The sequence below is a fragment of the Streptomyces sp. NBC_00669 genome, assembly GCF_036226785.1.
Classification (GTDB): domain Bacteria; phylum Actinomycetota; class Actinomycetes; order Streptomycetales; family Streptomycetaceae; genus Actinacidiphila.
The window spans coordinates 7,621,965-7,642,040 of sequence record NZ_CP109018.1 but is presented as its reverse complement, the minus strand read 5'-3'; the positions used below and the strand labels follow the sequence as shown (position 1 = coordinate 7,642,040).

The window sequence follows — 20,076 nt, the reverse complement described above, 5'->3', positions numbered from 1 at the left end:
CCGCTTCAGCCCACGCCGTAGCTCGACGAGGAGAAGCCGGGGACCGAGTAGCCGTTGAGCACCCACAAGGGCGCGGTGTACCACAGGAGCGCGACCCCGACGAGCAGCAGGGAGCCCATGACCGGGAGCAGGAACCCGGGCAGCCGCCTGCTGCGGACCACGATCACCTTCGCCACGAACGCCCCGTAGAAGGCGCACCCCGTGAACGAGTGGATCGCCACGCGCGGGGAGCTGGTCTCGATGCCGTAGGTGACGAGGCAGTGGAACGCGATCGGCAGGGAGAACAGGAAGAGGAAGTAGCCGAGCACGCGGTGTCCGGTGCGCACCGGATGCGGCGCGGCCCGCACCCCGGGGATGCGGCCGAACATCCACAGCGCGAGCCCGTACTGGATGAGGACGAGGCAGAGCAGCGCGCTGCCGAGCCGGGCCTTGAGGTCGACCGCGTCGGTGCCGTGCTGCCCGTAGATCCCGCTGTTGTAGTCGGGGGTGTGCTCCTTGCCGAACGCGTAGATCCCGAAGCCGACCGCGATGGGGACCAGGACACCGAGAGCCAGGAGTGCGGCGCGGGCGCCGGGCCCGCGCCGCTCCTCGTGGGGCTCGCCCGCCATCCGGCTCAGCTCGTGACCTGCTTGCCCTTGGCGTTCACGACGTACCACAGGGCGCCGAACTGGTTGAGGCCCTGCCCGTTGGTCTGGCCGGCCTTGGTGTCGCCGACGTAGTAGTACAGCGGGTGGCCGTTGTAGCTGACCTGCGTGGCGCCGCCGGAGCGCTTGGCCGTGCCGAGCAGCGACTTGTCCGCGCCCTTGCCGGGTTTGGCGGCGCCCTTGGTGGTGAGCAGGGGCGGCCAGGCCGCGGCGCAGGCACCGGTGCAGGTGGAGACGTTCTTCTGCTTGTCGGCGTCGAACAGGTAGAGCGTGCGGCCCTTGGCGTCGACCAGGATGGCACCGAGCTTGCCCTCGGTCTTGGTGGCGACGGTGGCCTGCCCCTTCGCGATCGCCGCGCTGGCCGTGGCGGAGGCGCTGGCCGCCTTGGAGGACACCTTGGCGGACGCGCTGGCCGCCTTGGACGACGCGCTGCCCCCGGAGGAACCGCCGCTGGACGCCGAACCGGCGGCTGAGGTGGCACTGCTGCCGGACGAGCAGCCGGTCAGCACGGCGGCAAACAGGGCTGCGGCGGCACAGGTGGCCGCCCTGGCGGTGCGCTTCATCAGGGGCTCCGAGAGGTGAGCTGGGCGATTTGCTCACAGCGTCGCGCCCGGCCGCCGCGCGCCCTGCTCCCGGCGCACGCACGCGCCGCCGAGACCACCCTTCCGGCGGATTCCCGCAGCCGGCGTGCCCTGGATGGAATCGCGCCGGCCCGGCAAGCGTTGACGTCGGTGGACAGTTGTGATGACCACGAGTGGGAGGACCGAGATGGCCGCGCAGACGCAGAGGGCCGTACTGGCCGGCGGGTGCTTCTGGGGGATGCAGGACCTGATCCGCCGGCAGCCGGGCGTGACCGCGACCCGGGTCGGCTACACCGGTGGCGACGTGCCGAACGCCACCTACCGCAACCACGGCACGCACGCGGAGGCGATCGAGGTCCTCTTCGACCCCGAGCGGACCGACTACCGCGCGCTGCTGGAGTTCTTCTTCCAGGTCCACGACCCCAGCACGAAGAACCGCCAGGGCAACGACATCGGCCTCAGCTACCGCTCGGCGATCTACTACGTGGACGACGAGCAGAAGCGGATCGCCGAGGACACCATCGCGGACGTGGACGCCTCCGGTCTGTGGCCGGGCAAGGTGGTCACGGAGGTCGAGCCGGCCGGCCCGTTCTGGGAGGCCGAGCCCGAGCACCAGGACTACCTGGAGCGGTACCCCGACGGGTACACCTGCCACTTCCCGCGGCCGAACTGGAAGCTGCCGGCCCGGGCCAGGGGCTGACCGCGGACACCGCGAGAGGGCGGGGCCGCCAGGCCCCGCCCTCTCCCCGGCGTGCGTGCTCAGGACGCGTACGCCTCCAGTTCCACGATCCGTGAGTACGTCACGCCCTCGTTGCTGGCCAGGGTCACGATGCGCAGGGCGGTCGCGGTCTGCGCGGCGAAGGTCGAGCTGACCTCGCCCGCGGTGTTGCCGCGTACCTGGGCGGCGGTCTGCCAGGCGCCGTCGACCTGGAGTTCCACGTCCCAGGCGGACAGTCCGTAGCCCGCGGCGGGGTACTTCACCGAGTCCAGGGTGTACAGGTCCACCCGGCCGACGGAGACGGGCGCGTCGAAGGTGACCTGGAGCCAGTCGGGGAAGCTGCCCTTGGTGGAGTCGTTCCACCCGGTGGTGGTGCCCCAGTCGGCGGAGTCGCGGTCGCCGTCCACCGCGCCGCAGGCCGGGTAGTGCGGCAGGTTCTCCGAGGACGCGGAGACCGGCATGTAGCGCACCAGGTTGCCGGTGTCGTTCACCGGCGCGGGCTCGACCTGGACCGGCAGCGACAGCTGCTGGTCGCCGGCGTGCACGGTGATCGTGTACGCGCCCGGCGGGGTCGTCCGCGGCGCGCTGACGTCGATCTCGACCTTCAGGGTGTAGCCGGACGGCAGGTAGCTGGAGACCAGCGACCGGGAGACCGTCAGCGGCGCGGGCGCGTCGATGAACGCGTCGGCGTACACCGCGGAGCTGCCCGCGTTGCCGAACCGGAGCTGGAAGCCCTGGACCGCGCAGGGCACCGGGTCGACCAGCACGTGGTCGACGTCGGAGCCGAGGGTGAGCTGCTGGGCGGCCCCAGCCTTGGCGGGCGCGGCGGCCAGCGCGGGCGCCACCGCACCGAGCGTCACGAGCATGACAACAGCGGCGACGACGGCGAGCGCGCGGCGGCGCGCCGACCCGAGGAACGTCTTCGGCATGGTCTCCCCCTACGCCGGGTTCAGGCCGGGGTGCCCGGCCTCGACGGTGAACTTCCTGATGGTGCTGATCGGCGCGCCGACCCGGTCGATGTACGGCACCGCCCGGTAGGACGCGTGCAGTTCGTGCGGGGTCAGCTCGACCACGATGTAGCCGCGCCGCTCGTTGACGAGCTTCAGGTGCGGGTTGTGGTCGAGGAAGTTCTGGCCGTTGGCGGAGACGTCCACGCCGTTGCCGCCGCTGCTGATGGAGGTGCCGACGAGTTCCACGCCGATGGTGGGCGAGTCGGGGTCGTCGAAGTCCCGCTTCATGTCCATGGCGTAGGCGGCGTGCACGTCGCCGGTGACCACCACGGGGTTGCGGGCGCGCAGCCCGGCCAGGCCGTCGAGGATGCGGGTCTGCTCGGCGGTGTAGCCGTCCCACGCGTCCATGTTGAAGGTGGGGGTACCGGCGGCGTCCAGGTCCATCCGGCTCATCACGACCTGGTTGGCGAGCAGGTTCCAGGTGGCGCGCGAGGCGCGCATCCCGTCGAGCAGCCAGCGCTGCTGCTGGGCGCCGGCGAAGGTGCGGGCGGGGTCGTCACGGCCCGGGTTGTCCGGCTTCCACAGGTCGCCGTCGGCCTGGTCGGAGCGGTACTGCCGGGTGTCGAGCACGTTGATCTCGGCGAGCCGGCCGAAGGTGAAGCGGCGGTAGAGCAGGTAGTCCGGGCCCTGCGGCGCGGGGGTGCGCAGCGGCATGTGCTCCCAGTAGGCGCGGTAGGCGCTGGCCCGGCGGACGGTGAAGTCGTCGATCGGGTCGAGGCTCTTGGAGTACAGGCCCGCGTAGTTGTCCTGCACCTCGTGGTCGTCCCAGGTGCCGATCCACGGCGTGTTCTGGTGGGCGGCCCGCAGTTCGGGGTCGGACTTGTAGAGCGCGTACTGGAGCCGGTAGCGGTCGAGGGTGTCGGCCTCGGTGCGGAACTGGTCGGGCACCGGGTCGGTGGTGTTGCGCAGACCGCCGGCGGCGGAGATGCCGTACTCGTAGATGTAGTCGCCGACGAAGAGCACCGCGTCGACGTCCTCGGCGGCGAGGTGGGCGTGCGCGGTGTAGTAGCCGTCCGGCCAGGACTGGCAGGAGGCGACGGCGAATCTGAGTCGGCCGGGGTGGTCCCAGGGCGCGGGGGCGGTTCTGGTCCGGCCGACCGGGCTGAGGTGGCCGTCGACCTTGAACCGGTACCAGTAGTGCCGGCCGGGCTGGAGCCCTCGCACGTCCACGTGCACGCTGTAGCTGTACTCCGGCTGCGCGGTCGCGGTGCCGGAGCGCAGCACGTGCCGGAACCGCTCGTCGGCGGCGAGCTGCCACTGCACGTCGACCGCGTGGTACGGCATGCCGCCCAGCGGTTCGTACGGCTGCGGGGCGAGCCGGGTCCAGATCACCACCGCGTCCGGCAGCGGGTCGCCGGAGGCGACGCCGAGGGTGAACGGGTCGCCGGGCAGCGGGGTGGCGGCGCTCGCCGCTTCCGCGTGCGCGACGTTGACCCCGAAGGCGAGTGCAGTGGCCGCACCCGTCACGGTGAGGAACCGCCGCCGGGTCTGCCGTGCCGCCTGCCGTGGGAATTCGTCGGATGTCACGTGTCGGGCTCCTTCCAACGTCCGGCGGCCGGCCGGAATTCCGGCGGCCGCCTGTTCATTAGCAAGGTGCCATATGGACGCCGAACGACCTCTCATCGAGCGGAAGATGACCGGAAACCGTCCGAACGCCCTTCCGCGGCGCATTGTTTACGCGTCCTCACATGCGGAATTCATTCGGCCGTTTCGCGGAACGAAGGGTGCCGCCGGGTGCGGATCGCACCCGGCGGCACCGGGGAAGGCGGATCAGGGCGCCAACGCCCCGGGTTCCCGGCTCAGGACGGGAAGACCGGGGCCGGCCAGCCGCCGCAGTACGGGGTGGCGTCGATCCCGGAGTTGCCGCCGCCGTCGGTGACCGCGAAGTTGTTCCCCTCGCAGTTGTAGACCGGCGAGGAGGCGCCGATCCCGGTCGCGGTGACACCGGTGAACGTCGCGGCGCCGCCGGTCTGCTCCTGGAGCGCGAACGTCCCGGCCCCGCTGATCGTCACGTTGTTCAGGCTGACCCCGCTGATGGTGCCCTCGACCCACTGCACGGCCTCGTACGGGCTCTGCTCGATCAGCAGGTCGGAGACGTTGATCGGCCCGGTGATGGCGCCCTGGCTGCCGTCGAACCACAGCGCGCCCACGCCGAACTGCCAGTTCGGGTCGAGGCTGCCGTCCCGCACCAGCGTGTTGTCGCTGATCGTGGTGGTGCCGACCGGCGTGGAGGTGAAGCGCTGCCCGACGTGGATGCCGCCGCCCTGCGTCAGCCCGGTGTCCTGCACCAGGTTGCCGCTGACGGTGTTGTCGTGGCCGCCGTAGATCGCGATGCCGTTGGCGAGCATCTGCAACTGGACGGTGTTGTCGGAGATGGTGTCGTTGGCGTCGGCGCCGAGCGAGGAGTCCGCCCAGGTGGCGATGCCGTCGTCACCGGTGTTGCGGATGTCGCTGTTGGTGACCGTCGAATTGGTCACCCCGCCGTGGAAGTTGATGCCGTCGGCGGTGGTGTCGCGGATGCGCATCCCGCTGAAGCTCAACTTGTCCATCGGGCCGTCCATCCAGGCCCCGACCTTCATGTGGTCGATCCACACGTCCGACACCGACGAGTCGCTCATCGCGCCGCCGATCCCGTTCACCTGCGCGTTGTCGTCGCGCTCCTGGACGTCGCCGAAGATCGCGAAGTCCTTGAGGTGCACGTTGCTGCTGGGCGACGGCGCGGAGTTGCCGTAGAAGCCGGGAGCCGCGCCGGTGACGGTGGAGTACCACATGCCGGCGCCCGCGACGGTGACGTTGTTGACGCTGATGTGGCCCGGGACCTTGAAGGTGCCCGGCGGAATCCACACGGTGCCGCCCGACCCGGCCGCGCTGACGGCGGCGTTGAACGCGTCCGTGGAGTCGGCCGCGCCGGTCGGGTCGGCGCCCTTGTCGACCACCGACACAGACCCCGAGGGCTGGGACTGTGCCGCGGCGACCTGTTCGAAGTCGGCGAGGTCGAGGGTGTAGGAGGACGCGCTGTCGCCCGCGTCGACCTGGAACTTGAAGGTGGTGCCGGCCGGATACGTCGTGTCGAAGAGCCGGTGCGCCTCGTCGTAGAAGTGATGCGGGTTGCTGCCCGGCGAGTTGGTGAACGGGTAGCTGCCGTAGTACCAGGAGTACGCGTTCGTCAGCATGAAGTCCGGCTGCTTGGTGCCGTCGACGTACAGCGACAGCGGCGCCGTGTACACCGAACCGCCCGCGGAGTCCGGGATGCTGTACCGGAAGTCGATCGAGTTCGTGGCGACCGGCGTGGTGAACGTGACGTACTTGCCCGAGCCCTGCAGCGTCACCGCCTTGCGGTTCGACGCCTCGTCGGCCAGCTGGCCCTGGGCGTAACTCGGGCCGATCACCGAGCCGTTGGTGGCGGAGTCCTCCGCCTGCACCTCGCTGTAGGGAAGGCTCGCGCCGCTGCCGCCGGTCGCGGCGGCGAACGCCGGAGGGGCGCTCAGCGCGAGCGCGCCCGCCGAGGCGAGCAGCGCGGCGCAGCCGCCGAGGGCGGCCGCCCGCCGGAGACTTCGAAGGGGTTGGGACATGTCTTGCTCCTTTCCGCACACCGCCCCGTCGGCTCCACCGGCGGCACCGCGCCCGCCTCACGACGGCGGACAGGATGGGACTCAAGGAGCCAGAGGGAGTCGAGGGAGCAGAGTGGCGTGGGTCACGACGCAGAGGACCGTAACCCCTGGGATACAGAGCCGCAATATCCGAATCCATTTTCGTTGATTCCTTGCAGTGGCTTGCAAGAGTGCGCGCACGACGTCGGGGTGAGGGTGTGGTGAGGCCCGCGTGCGGGTCCGTGAGGGGAGTGTGCGGGGTTTGCGCGCGAGCCCGGGCGGGGATGCGGTGGCGGGGTTCCGGCGCGGCGCGAACCGGCAGGTCGGACGGCCGCTCGGGTGGAATCGGGCGACCCGGGCGCGGGCCGGCCGCCACGGGGACGGCGAAGTGCGCGACCGCGGTGTTACGTTGCCGCGCATGGTCGAAAGCATCACAGCGAGGCAGTTCCACGAGGCGGCCGGCGTCGATGACTGGCGGGTGCTCTTCGCGGGGGCGAGCGCGCACTTCCGCACCGGGTCGTTCGCGACCGGGGTCAAGCTGGTGGACGCGATCGGCGCCCTGGCCGACGCGGCCAACCACCATCCCGACGTGGATCTGCGCTACCCGGGGGTGACGGTGCGTCTGACGACGCACGAGGTCGACGGGTTGAGCGAGCGCGACGTCGAACTGGCCCGGCAGATCTCGGCGGCCGCGCGGGAACTGGACGTGCCGGCCGACCCGACCGCGCTGAAGTCCGTCCAGGTCGGGATCGACGCCCTCGTCGGCTCCCGGGTGATGCCCTTCTGGCGCGCCCTGCTCGGCTACCGGACGGCGAGCGAGGTGGACCTGGTGGACCCGGGCGGCAGCGAACCGCCGTTCTGGTTCCAGACGATGGACGCGCCGCGCACGGAGCGCAACCGCCTGCACATCGACGTCTCTGTCCCCCACGACCAGGCCGAGGAGCGGATCGCGGCGGCGATCACCGCCGGCGGCCGGCTGATCTCCGACGCGCACGCGCCCGCCTGGTGGACGCTGGCCGACCCGGAGGGCAACGAGGCGGACGTCGCGACCTGGATGGGCCGCGACTGAATCCTGCCGTCAACTCTGCCCCGGGGCCCTGCCGTCCGGCACGCGCCCGGCACCTGCGGGACACCTGCCGGGAGAAGGGTCCGGCCGACACGTTCGGCCGGACCCTCGTCAGGTCCGTCAAGTCCGGCCGCCGGGCGGGTCGCACGTCAGGTCCGGCGGGGCCGCCGTCGCAGGACGTCGGCGAGCACCGTGGTCACCAGCTTGTCGACGGCGGCCGTGGTCGGCGGGTCGGGGTCGGCGTCGGGCTCGCGGTCGGAGCCAGGGCCGGAGCCGGAGTTACGGTCGAGGTCGAGGTCGCGGTCGGAATCGCGCTCGCGGTCGCGGTCCGCGAACAGGAGATGCCCGCCTCCGACCAGGGAGAGGGTGAGCGAGTCGATGTCGGCGTCGGTCGCGATGCGGCCCAGGGCGCGCTCGTCGGCCAGGTAGGCGGAGACCGCGGTCGCGACCTGGGCGAGGATCGCGATGCCGCCGCCGGGCCTGGCCTGCCGCAGCCGCGCGCGCAGCTCGTCCCGGAAGGTGATGAGCGGGATGATCGCCACCGGAACCGGCCCGAACAGGGCGGTCAGCGCGCCGGTGAGGTTGCCGGCCACGGTGCCGGTGCCGACGGCCTCGCGCAGCGCACGCGCCTGCGTGTCGAGCTGTGCGGCCCGGTCGAGCACCAGCTCGGTGAGGAAAGCGTCGAAGTCGGCGAAGTGCCGGTGCAGGACGCCCTTGGCGCAGGCCGCCTCGTCGGTGACGGCCCGGCTGGTCAGCCCGTTCGGGCCGTCCCGCAGCAGCACGCGTTCCGCGGCGTCGAACAACTGCTGCCGCGCGTCGCGCAGGTGTACCCCGGTCGGCACGTACCGATCCTCTCGTCCGCCGGTCACCCGGCATCCGTTGGCAGATGGGCGCTTGCCCACTAAAGTGAACGCATGCCCACTCTACCGCGAGAGCAACCGGAACCGGCGCCGCTGTACCAGGCTCGGCAGATGGCCGAGTCCTTCGGCACGGACCCGCGACGGTACGACCAGGCCCGGCCGCCCTACCCCGACGACCTGGTGGCGCGGATCGCCGCCGGGAGCCCGGGGCCCGACGTGCTCGACATCGGCTGCGGCACGGGCATCGCGGCCCGCCAGTTCCAGGCGGCCGGCTGCACCGTGCTCGGGGTCGAGCCGGACGCGCGGATGGCCGGCTTCGCCCGGACCCGCGGCCTGCCGGTCGAGGTGGCGGCCTTCGAAGCCTGGGAGCCGGCCGGCCGGGCGTTCGACGCGTTGATCGCCGCCCAGTCGTGGCACTGGGTGGACCCGGCCGCCGGCGCCGCGAAGGCGGCCCAAGTCCTGCGTCCGCAAGGGCTCCTGGCGATCTTCGGGCACGTCTTCGAGCCGCCCGCCGAGGTGGCCGAGCCGTTCGCCGCCGCCTACCGACGGGTGGCGCCGGACTCCCCGTTCAGCACCCAACCGGCGCGACGCCCGCTGGAGATGTACCAGGCGGGGTACGCCAAGATCGCCGACACCATCCGCGGGACCGGGCGGTTCGACGACCCGGAACACTGGCGGTTCGACTGGGAGCGGCCCTACACGCGCGACCAGTGGCTGGACCTGCTCCCCACCACCGGCGGCCTCACCCGGCTCCGCCCCGACCAACTGGCGGAGATCCTGGGCGCGGTCGGCCACGCCATCGACGCCCTGGGTGGCGGTTTCACGATGCGCTACACCACTCTGGCGACCACGGCCGTCCGCGCCGGCACCCCGTGACCCGCCGCTGAACGACGGATGCCCGCGACGCGGACCCCGCCTACCGCAGGCCGTCGAGGAACTCGATGACACGCTGGGTGAGCGACTCGGCCGCGGCCTGGTCGTAGGACGGCAGCGAGGAGTCCGCGAACAGGTGCTGCTTGCCGGGGTAGAGGAACAGCTCGGCACGCTCGGTGGCGGCGGTCAGTTCCTTGGCGGCGTCGAGGTCGCCCTCGTCGGCGAAGAACGGGTCACCGTCCATCCCGTGCACCTGGACCGGGACGTCGGCCGGCCATGCCTCGCCGAACTCGGACACCGGGAGGCAAGCACTGATCAGCAGAGCGCCCTTCGCCCCGGCGCGGGTCTGGGCCAGGCGCTGGGCCGGCATGACGCCGAGGGAGAAGCCCGCGTAGACCACCTCGCCGCCGAGCGGCGCGGCAGCGGCGACGCCGCGTTCCAAGACGGTGCCGAACCCCGTCCGGCTCGCGTAACCGACGCCCTGTTCCAGGGTGTCGAAGGTATGCCCCTCGTAGAGGTCCGGCACGTGGACGGTGTGGCCTGCCCGGCGGAGTTCGGCCGCGAACGCCTCGACTCCGGGCGTCAGCCCCTGGGCGTGGTGGAACAGCACGACCTCGGCCATGGCTTGCCTGCTTTCGACTGGTGAACGATCCAAATTTCTCGAACGATCGGCGATGCTAGTCTCATCGGACCATGGCGAGCAACACTCCCGACTACGACCTCGACGAGACGATCGAGCTCACCACCGCCGCGCAGGTGCGGGCCATCAGCGACCCCCTGCGCACCACCATCCTCGGCCTGCTGCACGAGCGCGCCGCGACCGTCACCGAGCTCGCCGCCGCGGTCAAGCGACCGAAGAGCACCGTCGCGCATCACGTCGGGGTCCTGGCCAAAGCCGGTCTGCTGCGCGTGGTACGGACCCGCCGGGTCCGGGCGATCGACGAGCGCTACTACGGCCGCACCGCCCGGATGTTCTTCGTCGGCGTCGGCCGGCAGACGGCCGACGGCCCGCTGCCGCCCGACTTCAACGATTTCGAGGTGGCGGCAAAGGAATCGGCCGCGGCCTACGAGCTCGGGCAGTTGCGCGGGTTCATCCGGCGGGCCCGGATCTCGGAGGAGCGGGCGGCCGAGTTCTGGGAGCGCGTCGAGCAGGTGATCCACGAGTTCGACACGCTGCCGCGTTCCGGGGAGACGGTCCACGGGTTCGCCGTCGGCCTGTATCCGATCCCCGACCACCCGACGCTGCCACCGCCTCCGGGCACGGGCGAACAGGGCTGACGAGTCGGTCCTGTTCTCCGGCCACCCCGGTCCGCGCGCCCTTCCCCTCGGGTCACCGCGAGCCGCCGGCCACGTCGCCGTGGCCGTACGAGCGCGGGGGCGGCTCAAGAGGACTCACCAGACGTCGCACCTTGCGGAAGAGCGGCCACGACGCTTTGCAAAGCGTGCTACTTTGCAAAGCGTTCGGTCGGGCGGGACGTGAAGGGCGTTGGCGGCCATGGCAGTTGGGCTCGGGGGCGGCGCATCCGCGCGGGAGCAGGCGCGGGAGCAGGCGCGGGCACGCGTACGGGTCCAGGGCCGGCCGGTCGCCTCGTATCCGCGTGTCGCTCCCGAGGTCGAGCGCGGCACGGTGCGTCGTATCACCGTCGTCGGCGAGGAGGTGCTGGCGCGGCCCTGCCGCGAGGTCGTGGAATTCGGCGGCGCGGACCTGGCCCGGCTGGTCGACGACATGTTCGCCACCAACCACGTCGCCGGCGGCGCGGCCATCGCGGCCAACCAAGTCGGCGTGGACCTGCGGCTGTTCGTCTGGGACATCACCGACGAGTGGGGAGTGCGGCACGTCGGGCACATCCTCAACCCGGTGCTGGACGAGGTGCCGGCCGCGCGCCGCCGGCTCGTGGAGGAGCCGGAGGGCTGCCTGTCGGTACCGGGGCCGTATGTGCCGCTCGCCCGGCCGGACCGCGCGGTGGTGCGCGGGCGCGACAAGGACGGCGCCCCTCTCACGGTCGAGGGGCGCGGCTACTTCGCCCGCTGCCTCCAGCACGAGACCGACCATCTGCACGGCCACCTCTACCTCGACCGGCTCGCCGCGCGCGAACGCAGGTCCGCGCTACGGGAGATGGCCGCGGGCAAGGACGCCGTGCTCGCCCGCCGCGTCGCCAACGCCGCGCGCCTGGGCAAGGAATATCCGCGGGAGCCGCCGGCGCAGGGGCGTTGACGCGGAGGCCGGCGGGAGGTCGGCGAGCAGCGCTCGGTGGGACGGTCGGCGAGCAGCGCGCGGCAGGAGCGGCGCAGAGCAGGAGCGGTACCAGGTGTCAGTGCGCGGCGCGCGGCAGCGCCCCGTCGAGGATGGCCGCGCCGAGCGGCGTGACCGCGTGGATGACGTTGCCGCCCTCGCGGCGGCTGACGACGAGCCCGGCCTCGCGCAGCGCCTTCGCGTGCTTGCTGGCGGAGGCCGCGGAGGTCTCCAGGCGACAGGCGAGTTCGCCGTTGGTCGCGGGGGCCAGCAGCGCGCCGAGGGCCCGGGCGCGGGTGACGCCGAGCAGGCGGGCCAGCGCGTCGGCGTGGTGCGCGCGGCCCACGCCGGGACCGGCGCGCAGGGTGTGCTCGACCGGGTGGACCAGCACCGGCGGCAGGTCGGCGTCGGCCATCGCCACCGGGGTGCGCCAGCAGAACCACGACGGGATCAGGTACAGACCCCGGCCGTGTAAGTGCAGGTCGCGGTCCTCCGGGTAGGTCAGGTGCAGCACGGGCGGCTCCCACCGCCCGACCGGTTTCAGCGCGCGCAGCAACTCGTGCGCCCCGCCGTCGAACACGGCCCGGGCGCGGCCGGCGCGGTCCGCCGCGACGCCCTCCGCCACACCGGTCCAGTCGGGTGCGATCACCGCGTCGTGGACGCCGCGGAAGGCGTCCGCGATCTCGTCCAGCCGGTCCTGCTCCCCCAGGGCCAGCCCGCGCAGCCACCCGGCCGCCGCGGCCGGCGGCGGGCAGGTCCGCGCGAGCGCGGCGGTCTCGGCGCGCAGCCGGCCGCGTGGGGTACGGCGCAGCGCGTCGATGCCCTCGGCGAGCCCGTCGGCCGCCTCGACGGGGTTGAGGAAGTCCGGGAAGTAGGGTGCGCCGGGCGGGGCCAGCATCGCCAGCAGCCGGGCCGTCGGCGCGAGCCCGCGCCGGGTGATCTCCGTGCGCGCCCGGGCCCGCCACCGCGCGTAGACCAGAGGAGTGCGGTCCCGCCCGATCAACTGGTGGAGGCCGAGCAGGGTCTCCCACAGCGGGTCGGGGGTCCTGGCCACCCGTAACCGGGCAAGATCGGCAGGACTGAAGTGAATTCGCAACATTGCTCCCCCAAGCAACAGCAAACATATGTGGTTGCGACATTCAATTACCCCAGGGGACGACAGCATACGCACCGGCGGTTCCCGGGAGATTCCCGGGCGATTCCCCGCGCCGTCACCTACGCACCGCCACCCGCGCATCGCCACCTACGCAGCCGCGGGCAGGCACCTCGGCGCACTTCCACGCGTACACCGCCACCCGTACACCGCCACCCGCGCACCGTCACATGGCGAGTTCGCCGCGCCGGTACACCGCGTCGAACGCGAATCCCGCGTCCGCCACGTTCCGCGCGCCGCCCTGCTCGCGGTCGAGCACGGCGAGCACGCCGACCACCGTGGCACCGCACTCCGCGACCGTGCGGGCGGAACGGATCGACTCCGCGCCCGTGCTCACCACGTCCTCGACGATCAGCACCCGGTCCGCCGGCGCCAGCCTGCCCTCGATGAGGCGCCCGGTGCCGTAGCCCTTCGAGCGCTTGCGCACGATCACGAACGGCAGCCCGGTGCGCAGCGACAGCGCCGTGGCGAGGGCGACGCCGCCGAGTTCGGGCCCCGCGAGCACATCGACGCCCTCCGGTACCCGCTCGGCCAGGAAGTCGGCGACGCGGCTGAGGAGTTCGGGCCGGGTCTCGAAAAGGTACTTGTCGAAGTAGAAGCCGCTCTTCTCTCCCGAGCTGAGCACGAACTCGCCGCGCAGGAGCGCGACATCGACGATCCGCCGCCCCAACTCCGCTTTCGCCGCTTCGCCCACGTCGTTCGCGGAGTCTCCAGCAGGCCGCACGATTCGTCCACCTCATCCGTCCGGCGAAAAAATTCCCCGCACCCTACTGAGGTTGAACTCGTGGAGTCGTGGGGGCTGACGGCCGGTGCCTGGCTGCGGTATCCCGGGAGGATGCGGTATCCACAAGGTGGCGGCCTGACCGCCGAACGGCAGGACCGACGCGAGGAGTTACGGCTCCAGGCGGCTGAGCGGTTCGCTCGAGGTGAGGGCAGTACATCGATCGCCAGGGATCTACGGGTCAGTGTCCGCTCGGTGCAGCGATGGCGTCACGCGTGGGCCAAGGGCGGTCCGCGGTCCTTGCGGTCGCAGGGCCCGGCATCGCTGCCGAGGCTGAGCGAGAAGCAGTTCGCCCAGTTGGAGGTGGAGCTGGCGAAGGGGCCGGCTGCGCACGGCTGGGAGGACCAGCGCTGGACTTTGGGCCGGATCAAGACCGTGATCGGCCGACGTTTCCACCTGACCTACACGATCCAGGGGGTGCGCAAGCTGCTGGTCCGTAACGGGTGGTCCTGCCAGGTCCCGGCCCGACGTGCCATGGAACGCGACGACGATGCGGTGGCGGGGTGGGTCAAGGAGGTCTGGCCCCGCGCGGAAGGCTAGCGGCGGGCCGTGGGGCCTGGCTGGTCTTCGAGGACGAAGCCGGCTTCTCCATGACACCGCCGCACGCCAGAACATGGTCACCACGGGGCTGCACCCCGGTAGTGCGCGTCCGCGGCCGTTCCCGCAGACGCGTCTCGATCGCCGCGCTGACCTGCTACAGACCGGGCCACCGCTCCCGGTTGATCTACCGCCCCCGCAAGGACGACGGCCACCGTGACGGACGCAAGAGCTTCTCCTGGCGCGACTACCGGGACCTGCTGACGGTCGCCCACCAGCAGCTCGGCGGCCCGATCGTCCTCATCTGGGACAACCTCAACGTCCACAAGGCCGCCGGCCTGCGCGAGTTCGCCGACTCACGCGACTGGCTGACCATCTACTACCTGCCGCCCTACGCACCCGACCTCAACCCCGTCGAAGGGATCTGGTCGCTCCTGCGACGCGGCTGGCTGTCCAACGTCGCATTCACCACCCCCGAACACCTCATCCGCACCATCCGCCGTGGGCTCCGCAGCATCCAGTACCGCAGCAACCTGATCGACGGCTGTCTCACCGAAACCGGCCTGACCATCCGACCCGCATAGCGACATCACGAGTTCAACCTCAGTAACACGGCTCCGCCACGCCCGAATTGGCCCGCGCGCGTCCTCGACCGCGCCCAACCGCCTTTGGCCGGCGGTCATTTCAGGGCGGTGCGGATGGTCTCGCGCAGCCAGCGCTGGGCCGGGTCGGAGTCGAGGCGGGCGTGCCAGAGGAGCCGTACGTCGAGTTCGGGCAGGTCCGCGGGGAGCGGGAACCAGCGGATGCCGAGGGCCCGGCCGTACTGCTCGGCGAGGCGTTGCGGGACGAGTCCGACGTAGCCGCTCGACGAGACGAGCAGCGAGGCGACCGCGAAGGTGGGCACGACGGCGGCCACGTGCCGGCGCAGTCCTGCGGCGTCGAGCGCGTCGTCGAGCGGCCCGCGGGTGCGCCCCCGGCGGGACGCCGAGACGTGGGGATGCCGGCACAACTGCGCCAGCGTAGGACGCCGGTTGCGGCCCAGCGGGCTGTCGGCGCGGACGATGCCGACCAGCCGTTCGCGGTAGAGCACGGCCGCGCGGATGTCGGGGGCCGCCACGTCGCCGACGCCGATGTCCAGGTCGACCGAGCCGTCACGCAGGGCCTCGACGCTCTCGCTGCCCTCGCCGACGAAGCGCAGGATCACGCCCGGGGCGACCGCGGACGTGGCGTCGACCACCGCGGCCGCGAGGGTCGCGGCCACGCCGTCGTTGATCCGGATCGTGAAGGTGCGTTCGAGTTCGGCGATCGGGACCTCGCGGTCGCCGCTGATCAGCGCCGACGCCTCGTCGAGCAGCGACCGCACCCGCGGCGCGGTACGCAGCGCGAAGGGGGTCGGCGCCATCCCCCGGCCGGCCCGCACCAGGATCGGGTCGTCCATCGCCCGCCGCAGCCGGCCCAGCGCCCGGCTGGTCGCCGGGATGGACAGGTGCAGGCGTTCGGAGGCCGCGGTGACGCTGCCCTCCTGGAGCAGCGCGTCGAACACGCGCAGCAGGTTCAGATCGAGCCGCTCGGACATGGTTTGCAGTCTACGCAACATTCTCTTGTGAAAGTTGCGTGGCACGGAGGGCCGCGGCTTCCGTAGCGTCGCCGCCATGCCCAGCAACGAAACGATTCGCCGGCACGCGCCGGCCTCCGGCGACCGGTCGTCCGGTCCCGCCGCGCGGCGCGGCCTGACAGCGGTCATGTGTGCCTGCGTCGTCCTCGTCGTCGGCATGGTCGCCGCGATCAACCTCGCCGTCCCGCCGCTGGCCGCGAGCGGGTTGCACCCGTCCGCGTCGGCGCTGATCTGGATCGTCGACACCTACGTGGTCGTCTTCGCCTGCCTGGTGATCCCCGGTGGGGCCGCGGGCGACCGCTTCGGGCGCAAGGGCGTCCTGCTCGCGGGGCTGGCGCTGTTCGCGGCGGGCGCGCTGGTCTCGGCGGTGGCGCCGGACGTGCCCCTGCTGCTCGCGGGCCGGGCGGTGACGGGGGTCGGCGCCGCCGCCGTGCTGCCCAACACGCTCGCCGTCCTGCTGCACGCGGTGCCCGCCGAGCGCAAGGGGGCGACCATCGCCACCTGGGCGTCGATGACCGGGATCGGCGGGGTCGTCGGCAACGTCGGCGGCGGCGCCGTCCTGTCGGGTGGGTCGTGGCGCTGGCTGTTCGCCGCGGCCGTCCCGATCGCGCTGCTGCTCGCCGCGCTCGCGGCCCGCGCCGCGCCCGTCTCGCCGCGCCACGACCGCCGGCTCGACCCGCTCGGCGCGGCCCTGCTCGTCGCCGCGTCGGTCGCCCTGCTGCTCGGCATCGTGCAGGGGCCGGAGGAGGGCTGGGGCAGCCCGCTCGTCGTCGCCGGATTCGCCTGCTCCGCCGGGCTGTTCACGGTGTGGACGCTCGTCGGGCTGAGGGCCGAGCACCCGCTGCTCGACCCGCGGCTGCTGCGCGTCCCGGCCCTGCGCAGCGCCTGCCTGGGCATGGTGGCCGTGTTCTTCGGCATGTTCGCGCTGTTCTACGTCAACGCGTCGTTCCTCCAGTACGGCAAGGGGTTCGGCGTGCTGCGGACCGGCCTGGGCATCATCCCGCTGACCGTCCCGATGGTCCTCGCCGCACGGCGGGTCGGCCACCTGGCGCGGCGGATCGGCCTCGACGCCACCCTCGCGCTCGCCTTCGCGTGCGTCGGCGGCGGGTTGCTCGGGCTGTCCACGAGCGATGCGCGCACGCCGTACGCCGCCTATGCCGGCTGGCTCCTGGTGACCGGGGTCGGGGTGACGCTGGCGCTGCCGACGCTCTCCGGCGCGATCGCCGGTGCGCTGCCGCCGGCACAGGCCGGGGTGGGCGCCGGACTGCAGGCCACCACCCGCGAGTTCGGCAGCGCGCTCGGGGTCGCCGTGATCGGCACGGTGCTCACCGCGCGGTTCAGCGCCGCGCTCCCCGCGGACATCCGCGCCGGCGGGCATCCGCACACCGTGGCGCAGGCGCTCGCCACCGCACCGCCCGACCGCGCCCACGACGTCGTCACGGCCTTCGTCTCGGGCGCGGACGCGGGGCTGCGGGTGATCGGCGTGAGCGTGCTCGTCCTCGGCGGGCTCGTCGTCCTGCAGTCGCTGCTGTCCGGCCGCGGTGACCGCCGCACGGGCCGCCCGGCGGTGCGGCGCTGAGCCGGGGCCATGCCCAACCCGCCCCGACCGCCGCCGCGTTCGCCCACTCCCCCGTTCCTGCGTCCCCACGTTTCCACGGCGCGTGCCCTGCACGGGCCGCCCGCAGCACCGACCCGCGGCAGCACACCGCGGACCTACCCGAAGGAAGAACGACATGCGCGTATTCGTCACCGGAGCGACCGGATGGATCGGCACGGCCGTCGTCGGCGAACTGCTCGACGCCGGACACGAGATCACCGGCCTCGCCCGCTCGGACGCCTCCGCCGCCACGCTCGACGCCAGGGGCGTCCGGGTGGTCCGGGGCGACCTCGACGACCTGGACGGCATCCGCGCCGCGGCCACCGCGGCCGAGGCCGTCGTCCACCTCGCCAACAAGCACGACTTCGCTGACCAGGCGGGCACCAACAAGACCGAGCGCGGCACCGTACAGGCCGTGGCCGACGCCCTCGCCGGCACCGGCCGGCCCTTCGTCCTCGCCTCGGGCCTGGCCTTCCTCACCCCGGGCCGGGTCGCGACCGAGCAGGACGGATCGCCGTTCCACGGCGTCGACTCCCTGCGCGGCGGCAGCGAGAACCTCGCGCTGGAGTACGCGGACGGCGGGGTCGGCACGGTCGTCGCCCGGTTCGCCCCCACCGTGCACGGCGCCGGCGACCCCGGCTTCCTGGCCGCGCTCGTGGCCACCGCGCGGGCCAAGGGCGTCTCTGCCTACATCGGCGACGGCACCCACCGCTGGGCGGCGGTCCACCGCGGCGACGCGGCCCGCGTCGTACGGCTCGCCCTCGACCGGCAGGTGCCGGCCGGCACCACCCTGCACGCCGCCGCCGAGACCGGCATCCCGACCCGGCGGATCGCCGAAGCCGTCGGACGGGGCCTGGGCCTGCCCGTCGTCTCCGTCCCGGCCGGCGAAGCAGCCGAGCACTTCGGCTGGCTCACCAAGTTCTACGGAACGGACATGGCCGCGGGCAGCGACGCCACCCGGACGCTGCTCGGCTGGACGCCCGACGGCCCCACCCTGATCGAGGACCTCGACAGCGGCTGCTACTACCGCTGACCGGCCGTCACATCCGTGCCCCCCACCCGCCCGCGGCCTCCTGGCCGCGGGCGGCCGGCGTCCGCCCCCGGGCCGTTCCGGGCCCGAACTCCCGCTGGGGCCAAGCGGTTTCACCGCCGAGGTCTGTCACCACTCGGAGTGTTGTCATGTTCACGCCATTGCGCCATCCGGTAACAGCCGGGGCCTTCCACGCCACCCGCCCCCGGCGCCAGCATCACTACACCGGCCTGGTCGGCCAGCCTCCCCCACAACCAGACGGGCCACGGACGGCAGGCCGACTCCCCCCACCACCCTCGCAACTCCCACACCTTTGGAGTTCACCGGATGCACAAGTTCCGCACCGCAGCCCCCACCAGGGCCGCCGCCGCCGCGCTGCTCGCCCTGTCCTGCGCCTCCCTCGCCGGACCCGCCAGCGCCGCCGCCCCCAGCGTCGAGTTCGGCGCCCACCACTTCGCCCAGCCGCTGCACGGCTTCTCCGGCGACAGCAACTGGGGCGGCTACATCGCCCAGGGCTCGTTCAGCAGCATCTCCGGCTCGTGGACGATGCCCCAGGTCACCTGCAACTCCTCGAACGACCTGTACGCGCCGTGGATAGGCATCGACGGCTACGGCTCGCAGACCGTCGAGCAGACCGGCGTCCAGGTGGACTGCTCCAGCGGCGGCCCCGAGTACTCGGGCTGGTACGAGATGTACCCGGCCTCGCCGGTGTACTACAACGAACCGGTGGACGCCGGCGACGTGTTCACCGCCAGCGTGGTCGACAACGGCGGCGGCTCCTACAGCCTGAAACTGGCCGACACCACCAAGGGCTGGTCGAAGACCACGCAGTCCTCGCTCAACGCGTCCGACGCGAGCGCCGAGGCCGTGATCGAGTCGCCCACCGGCAGCTACCCGTCCTTCAACGAGCAGGACTTCAGCGGCATCACGGTCGACGGCCAGTCGTTCGACGCCTACAACCCGCAGGCGATCGACAGTGGCCCGTACACCGAGACCGCCCTCAACGGCGGATCGTTCTCGATCATCCCGGGCTGACGTCCCGTCAGTTCCCTTCTGGGCCGGACGCGTTCACTCGCGTCCGGCCCCGACGCGTCTGCGCCGGGCGGGATGAGCGCGGGGCGACGTCCAGCGGGGTGTGCACCGCGTCCGTGTACGGCTCCGTGTACGCGTCCGTGTACGCGTCCGGCGCGGACAGGGCCCGGACGTTCGGCAGGGCGCCGGCGATTGTCGACCAGGGTGTCGCGGCGGCCGAAGGTCATGGCGGGGTGGTGGGCCGCTTGTCGCCGTACCGGCAGGGGGCGAACAGGTCCGGGCCCTGGGCCGGGCCGGCGTGTCCGTCCCTCCGTGGCTCGGCCGCGGGCCGTTGCGCCGCGTCGCGGCCGCGGGCGGTGCGTACGACGGGGTGGCTCTGGGCGGCGAGCGCGCGGGCGACGGCGAAGCCGGGTCCCGCCGGACGGCCGGTTTCCGGTGCGGGCGCCGGGCCTCGGCGCGTCGAGGCCACCGCCGGGCCGATGCCCGACCGCCCGTCCCGCTGACCTGGGACCCTCCGGCTGGTCGGGCGGGTTGTCGCGTTTGGTAGCGTGCGCTTGCCGTGGTGCACGGGAAACCGGTGGAGAAGCCGGTGCGGCCCTCGCCACTGTAGCCGCGGAGTTGCGCGGCCCTCGCCGACCGTGCAGACGGTCGGGGCCACTGGGCGGGACCGAGACGGGTCGCCTGGGAAGGTCGGCCGCGGAGCGTTGACGCGGAAGCCAGGAGACCGGCCACGGCGCGACATCTTCCACGAGGGTT

The 20,076-nt window shown here is 72.6% G+C and carries 19 protein-coding genes and 1 riboswitch; of the genes, 9 read left to right on the top strand and 10 right to left on the bottom strand.

Annotated elements, in window-relative coordinates; all coding sequences use genetic code 11:
- Positions 1-5: 5 nt before the first annotated feature.
- Positions 6-608 carry a DUF6529 family protein gene (locus tag OG896_RS32290; RefSeq protein WP_329370991.1) on the bottom strand — a complete coding sequence of 201 codons (603 nt, stop codon included), beginning with the start codon at positions 606-608 and terminating at the stop codon, positions 6-8.
- Positions 609-613: 5 nt separating this feature from the next.
- Complete coding sequence (locus tag OG896_RS32285) at positions 614-1,207, bottom strand: COG4315 family predicted lipoprotein (protein ID WP_329370989.1); 594 nt, start codon at positions 1,205-1,207, stop codon at positions 614-616.
- 205 nt (positions 1,208-1,412) lie between these two features.
- On the opposite strand from OG896_RS32285, the gene msrA reads away from it, so the two are divergent.
- Positions 1,413-1,925 (top strand): peptide-methionine (S)-S-oxide reductase MsrA, encoded by a 513-nt coding sequence (gene msrA, locus OG896_RS32280; RefSeq protein WP_329370987.1) that lies wholly within the window; start codon positions 1,413-1,415, stop codon positions 1,923-1,925.
- A gap of 59 nt (positions 1,926-1,984) precedes the next feature.
- Here msrA and OG896_RS32275 read toward each other — a convergent pair whose 3' ends face one another.
- The 3 genes from OG896_RS32275 to OG896_RS32265 form a co-directional block, all read right to left on the bottom strand.
- Positions 1,985-2,872: a discoidin domain-containing protein gene (locus OG896_RS32275; RefSeq protein ID WP_329370985.1), complete on the bottom strand. Its 888-nt coding sequence runs from the start codon at positions 2,870-2,872 to the stop codon at positions 1,985-1,987.
- Positions 2,873-2,881: 9 nt separating this feature from the next.
- On the bottom strand, positions 2,882-4,480 hold the full coding sequence (locus OG896_RS32270) for an alkaline phosphatase D family protein (RefSeq protein WP_329370984.1): 1,599 nt from the start codon (positions 4,478-4,480) through the stop codon (positions 2,882-2,884).
- Between the two features lie 272 nt (positions 4,481-4,752).
- On the bottom strand, positions 4,753-6,525 hold the full coding sequence (locus tag OG896_RS32265; RefSeq protein WP_329370982.1) for a glycosyl hydrolase family 28-related protein: 1,773 nt from the start codon (positions 6,523-6,525) through the stop codon (positions 4,753-4,755).
- Positions 6,526-6,961: 436 nt separating this feature from the next.
- On the opposite strand from OG896_RS32265, the gene OG896_RS32260 reads away from it, so the two are divergent.
- Positions 6,962-7,612: a VOC family protein gene (locus tag OG896_RS32260; protein WP_329370980.1), complete on the top strand. Its 651-nt coding sequence runs from the start codon at positions 6,962-6,964 to the stop codon at positions 7,610-7,612.
- 146 nt (positions 7,613-7,758) lie between these two features.
- Here the strand turns inward: OG896_RS32260 and OG896_RS32255 are convergent, their stop codons facing one another.
- Entirely contained in the window at positions 7,759-8,451 is a 693-nt protein-coding gene (locus tag OG896_RS32255; protein ID WP_329370978.1) for a TetR/AcrR family transcriptional regulator, read from the bottom strand.
- A 72-nt stretch (positions 8,452-8,523) separates the two neighbouring features.
- Here OG896_RS32255 and OG896_RS32250 point away from each other — a divergent pair, with 72 nt between their 5' ends.
- Complete coding sequence (locus OG896_RS32250) at positions 8,524-9,345, top strand: class I SAM-dependent methyltransferase (protein ID WP_329370976.1); 822 nt, start codon at positions 8,524-8,526, stop codon at positions 9,343-9,345.
- A 40-nt stretch (positions 9,346-9,385) separates the two neighbouring features.
- Here the strand turns inward: OG896_RS32250 and OG896_RS32245 are convergent, their stop codons facing one another.
- On the bottom strand, positions 9,386-9,964 hold the full coding sequence (locus OG896_RS32245; RefSeq protein WP_329370974.1) for a dienelactone hydrolase family protein: 579 nt from the start codon (positions 9,962-9,964) through the stop codon (positions 9,386-9,388).
- Between the two features lie 71 nt (positions 9,965-10,035).
- On the opposite strand from OG896_RS32245, the gene OG896_RS32240 reads away from it, so the two are divergent.
- Positions 10,036-10,620, top strand: a complete 585-nt coding sequence (locus OG896_RS32240) for an ArsR/SmtB family transcription factor (protein ID WP_329370972.1) — start codon at positions 10,036-10,038, stop codon at positions 10,618-10,620.
- A gap of 217 nt (positions 10,621-10,837) precedes the next feature.
- Positions 10,838-11,557, top strand: coding sequence for a peptide deformylase (locus OG896_RS32235; RefSeq protein ID WP_329370970.1), 720 nt, complete (start codon positions 10,838-10,840; stop codon positions 11,555-11,557).
- A 97-nt stretch (positions 11,558-11,654) separates the two neighbouring features.
- On the opposite strand, the gene OG896_RS32230 is transcribed toward OG896_RS32235, so the two are convergent.
- Both OG896_RS32230 and pyrE read right to left on the bottom strand, forming a co-directional pair.
- Complete coding sequence (locus tag OG896_RS32230; protein WP_329370968.1) at positions 11,655-12,674, bottom strand: transcriptional regulator; 1,020 nt, start codon at positions 12,672-12,674, stop codon at positions 11,655-11,657.
- 220 nt (positions 12,675-12,894) lie between these two features.
- Positions 12,895-13,452: an orotate phosphoribosyltransferase gene (pyrE, locus tag OG896_RS32225; RefSeq protein WP_329370966.1), complete on the bottom strand. Its 558-nt coding sequence runs from the start codon at positions 13,450-13,452 to the stop codon at positions 12,895-12,897.
- A 111-nt stretch (positions 13,453-13,563) separates the two neighbouring features.
- On the opposite strand from pyrE, the gene OG896_RS40510 reads away from it, so the two are divergent.
- Positions 13,564-14,630 (top strand): IS630 family transposase gene (locus OG896_RS40510; protein ID WP_443057187.1). Its coding sequence is split into 2 segments (ribosomal slippage): positions 13,564-14,010 and positions 14,013-14,630, totalling 1,065 coding nucleotides; the frame shifts between segments, so codons are not numbered across the junction.
- A gap of 95 nt (positions 14,631-14,725) precedes the next feature.
- Here OG896_RS40510 and OG896_RS32210 read toward each other — a convergent pair.
- Entirely contained in the window at positions 14,726-15,622 is an 897-nt protein-coding gene (locus OG896_RS32210; RefSeq protein ID WP_329370960.1) for a LysR family transcriptional regulator, read from the bottom strand.
- Positions 15,623-15,698: 76 nt separating this feature from the next.
- On the opposite strand from OG896_RS32210, the gene OG896_RS32205 reads away from it, so the two are divergent.
- The 3 genes from OG896_RS32205 (at position 15,699) to OG896_RS32195 (ending at position 19,323) form a co-directional block, all read left to right on the top strand.
- The gene (locus OG896_RS32205) at positions 15,699-17,240 is read left to right on the top strand and encodes an MFS transporter (RefSeq protein ID WP_329370958.1); all 1,542 of its coding nucleotides are present in this window, start codon (positions 15,699-15,701) and stop codon (positions 17,238-17,240) included.
- A gap of 154 nt (positions 17,241-17,394) precedes the next feature.
- Positions 17,395-18,291 (top strand): SDR family oxidoreductase, encoded by an 897-nt coding sequence (locus tag OG896_RS32200; RefSeq protein WP_329370956.1) that lies wholly within the window; start codon positions 17,395-17,397, stop codon positions 18,289-18,291.
- Positions 18,292-18,615: 324 nt separating this feature from the next.
- Positions 18,616-19,323 (top strand): G1 family glutamic endopeptidase, encoded by a 708-nt coding sequence (locus OG896_RS32195; protein WP_329370954.1) that lies wholly within the window; start codon positions 18,616-18,618, stop codon positions 19,321-19,323.
- 540 nt (positions 19,324-19,863) lie between these two features.
- Positions 19,864-20,067: riboswitch (cobalamin riboswitch) on the top strand.
- The last annotated feature ends 9 nt before the right edge of the window (positions 20,068-20,076 follow it).

Bases quoted from the DNA above. Each gene is read 5' to 3' on its own strand.
- OG896_RS32200 (WP_329370956.1), top strand. From the start codon at position 17,395: ATGCGCGTATTCGTCACCGGAGCGACCGGATGGATCGGCACGGCCGTC.
- OG896_RS32290 (WP_329370991.1), bottom strand. From the start codon at position 608: ATGGCGGGCGAGCCCCACGAGGAGCGGCGCGGGCCCGGCGCCCGCGCC.
- OG896_RS32245 (WP_329370974.1), bottom strand. From the start codon at position 9,964: ATGGCCGAGGTCGTGCTGTTCCACCACGCCCAGGGGCTGACGCCCGGA.
- OG896_RS32210 (WP_329370960.1), bottom strand. From the start codon at position 15,622: ATGTCCGAGCGGCTCGATCTGAACCTGCTGCGCGTGTTCGACGCGCTG.
- msrA (WP_329370987.1), top strand. From the start codon at position 1,413: ATGGCCGCGCAGACGCAGAGGGCCGTACTGGCCGGCGGGTGCTTCTGG.
- OG896_RS32235 (WP_329370970.1), top strand. From the start codon at position 10,838: ATGGCAGTTGGGCTCGGGGGCGGCGCATCCGCGCGGGAGCAGGCGCGG.
- OG896_RS32265 (WP_329370982.1), bottom strand. From the start codon at position 6,525: ATGTCCCAACCCCTTCGAAGTCTCCGGCGGGCGGCCGCCCTCGGCGGC.
- OG896_RS32250 (WP_329370976.1), top strand. From the start codon at position 8,524: ATGCCCACTCTACCGCGAGAGCAACCGGAACCGGCGCCGCTGTACCAG.
- OG896_RS32260 (WP_329370980.1), top strand. From the start codon at position 6,962: ATGGTCGAAAGCATCACAGCGAGGCAGTTCCACGAGGCGGCCGGCGTC.
- OG896_RS32205 (WP_329370958.1), top strand. From the start codon at position 15,699: ATGCCCAGCAACGAAACGATTCGCCGGCACGCGCCGGCCTCCGGCGAC.
- OG896_RS32230 (WP_329370968.1), bottom strand. From the start codon at position 12,674: ATGTTGCGAATTCACTTCAGTCCTGCCGATCTTGCCCGGTTACGGGTG.
- OG896_RS32195 (WP_329370954.1), top strand. From the start codon at position 18,616: ATGCACAAGTTCCGCACCGCAGCCCCCACCAGGGCCGCCGCCGCCGCG.
- OG896_RS32285 (WP_329370989.1), bottom strand. From the start codon at position 1,207: ATGAAGCGCACCGCCAGGGCGGCCACCTGTGCCGCCGCAGCCCTGTTT.
- OG896_RS32275 (WP_329370985.1), bottom strand. From the start codon at position 2,872: ATGCCGAAGACGTTCCTCGGGTCGGCGCGCCGCCGCGCGCTCGCCGTC.
- OG896_RS32240 (WP_329370972.1), top strand. From the start codon at position 10,036: ATGGCGAGCAACACTCCCGACTACGACCTCGACGAGACGATCGAGCTC.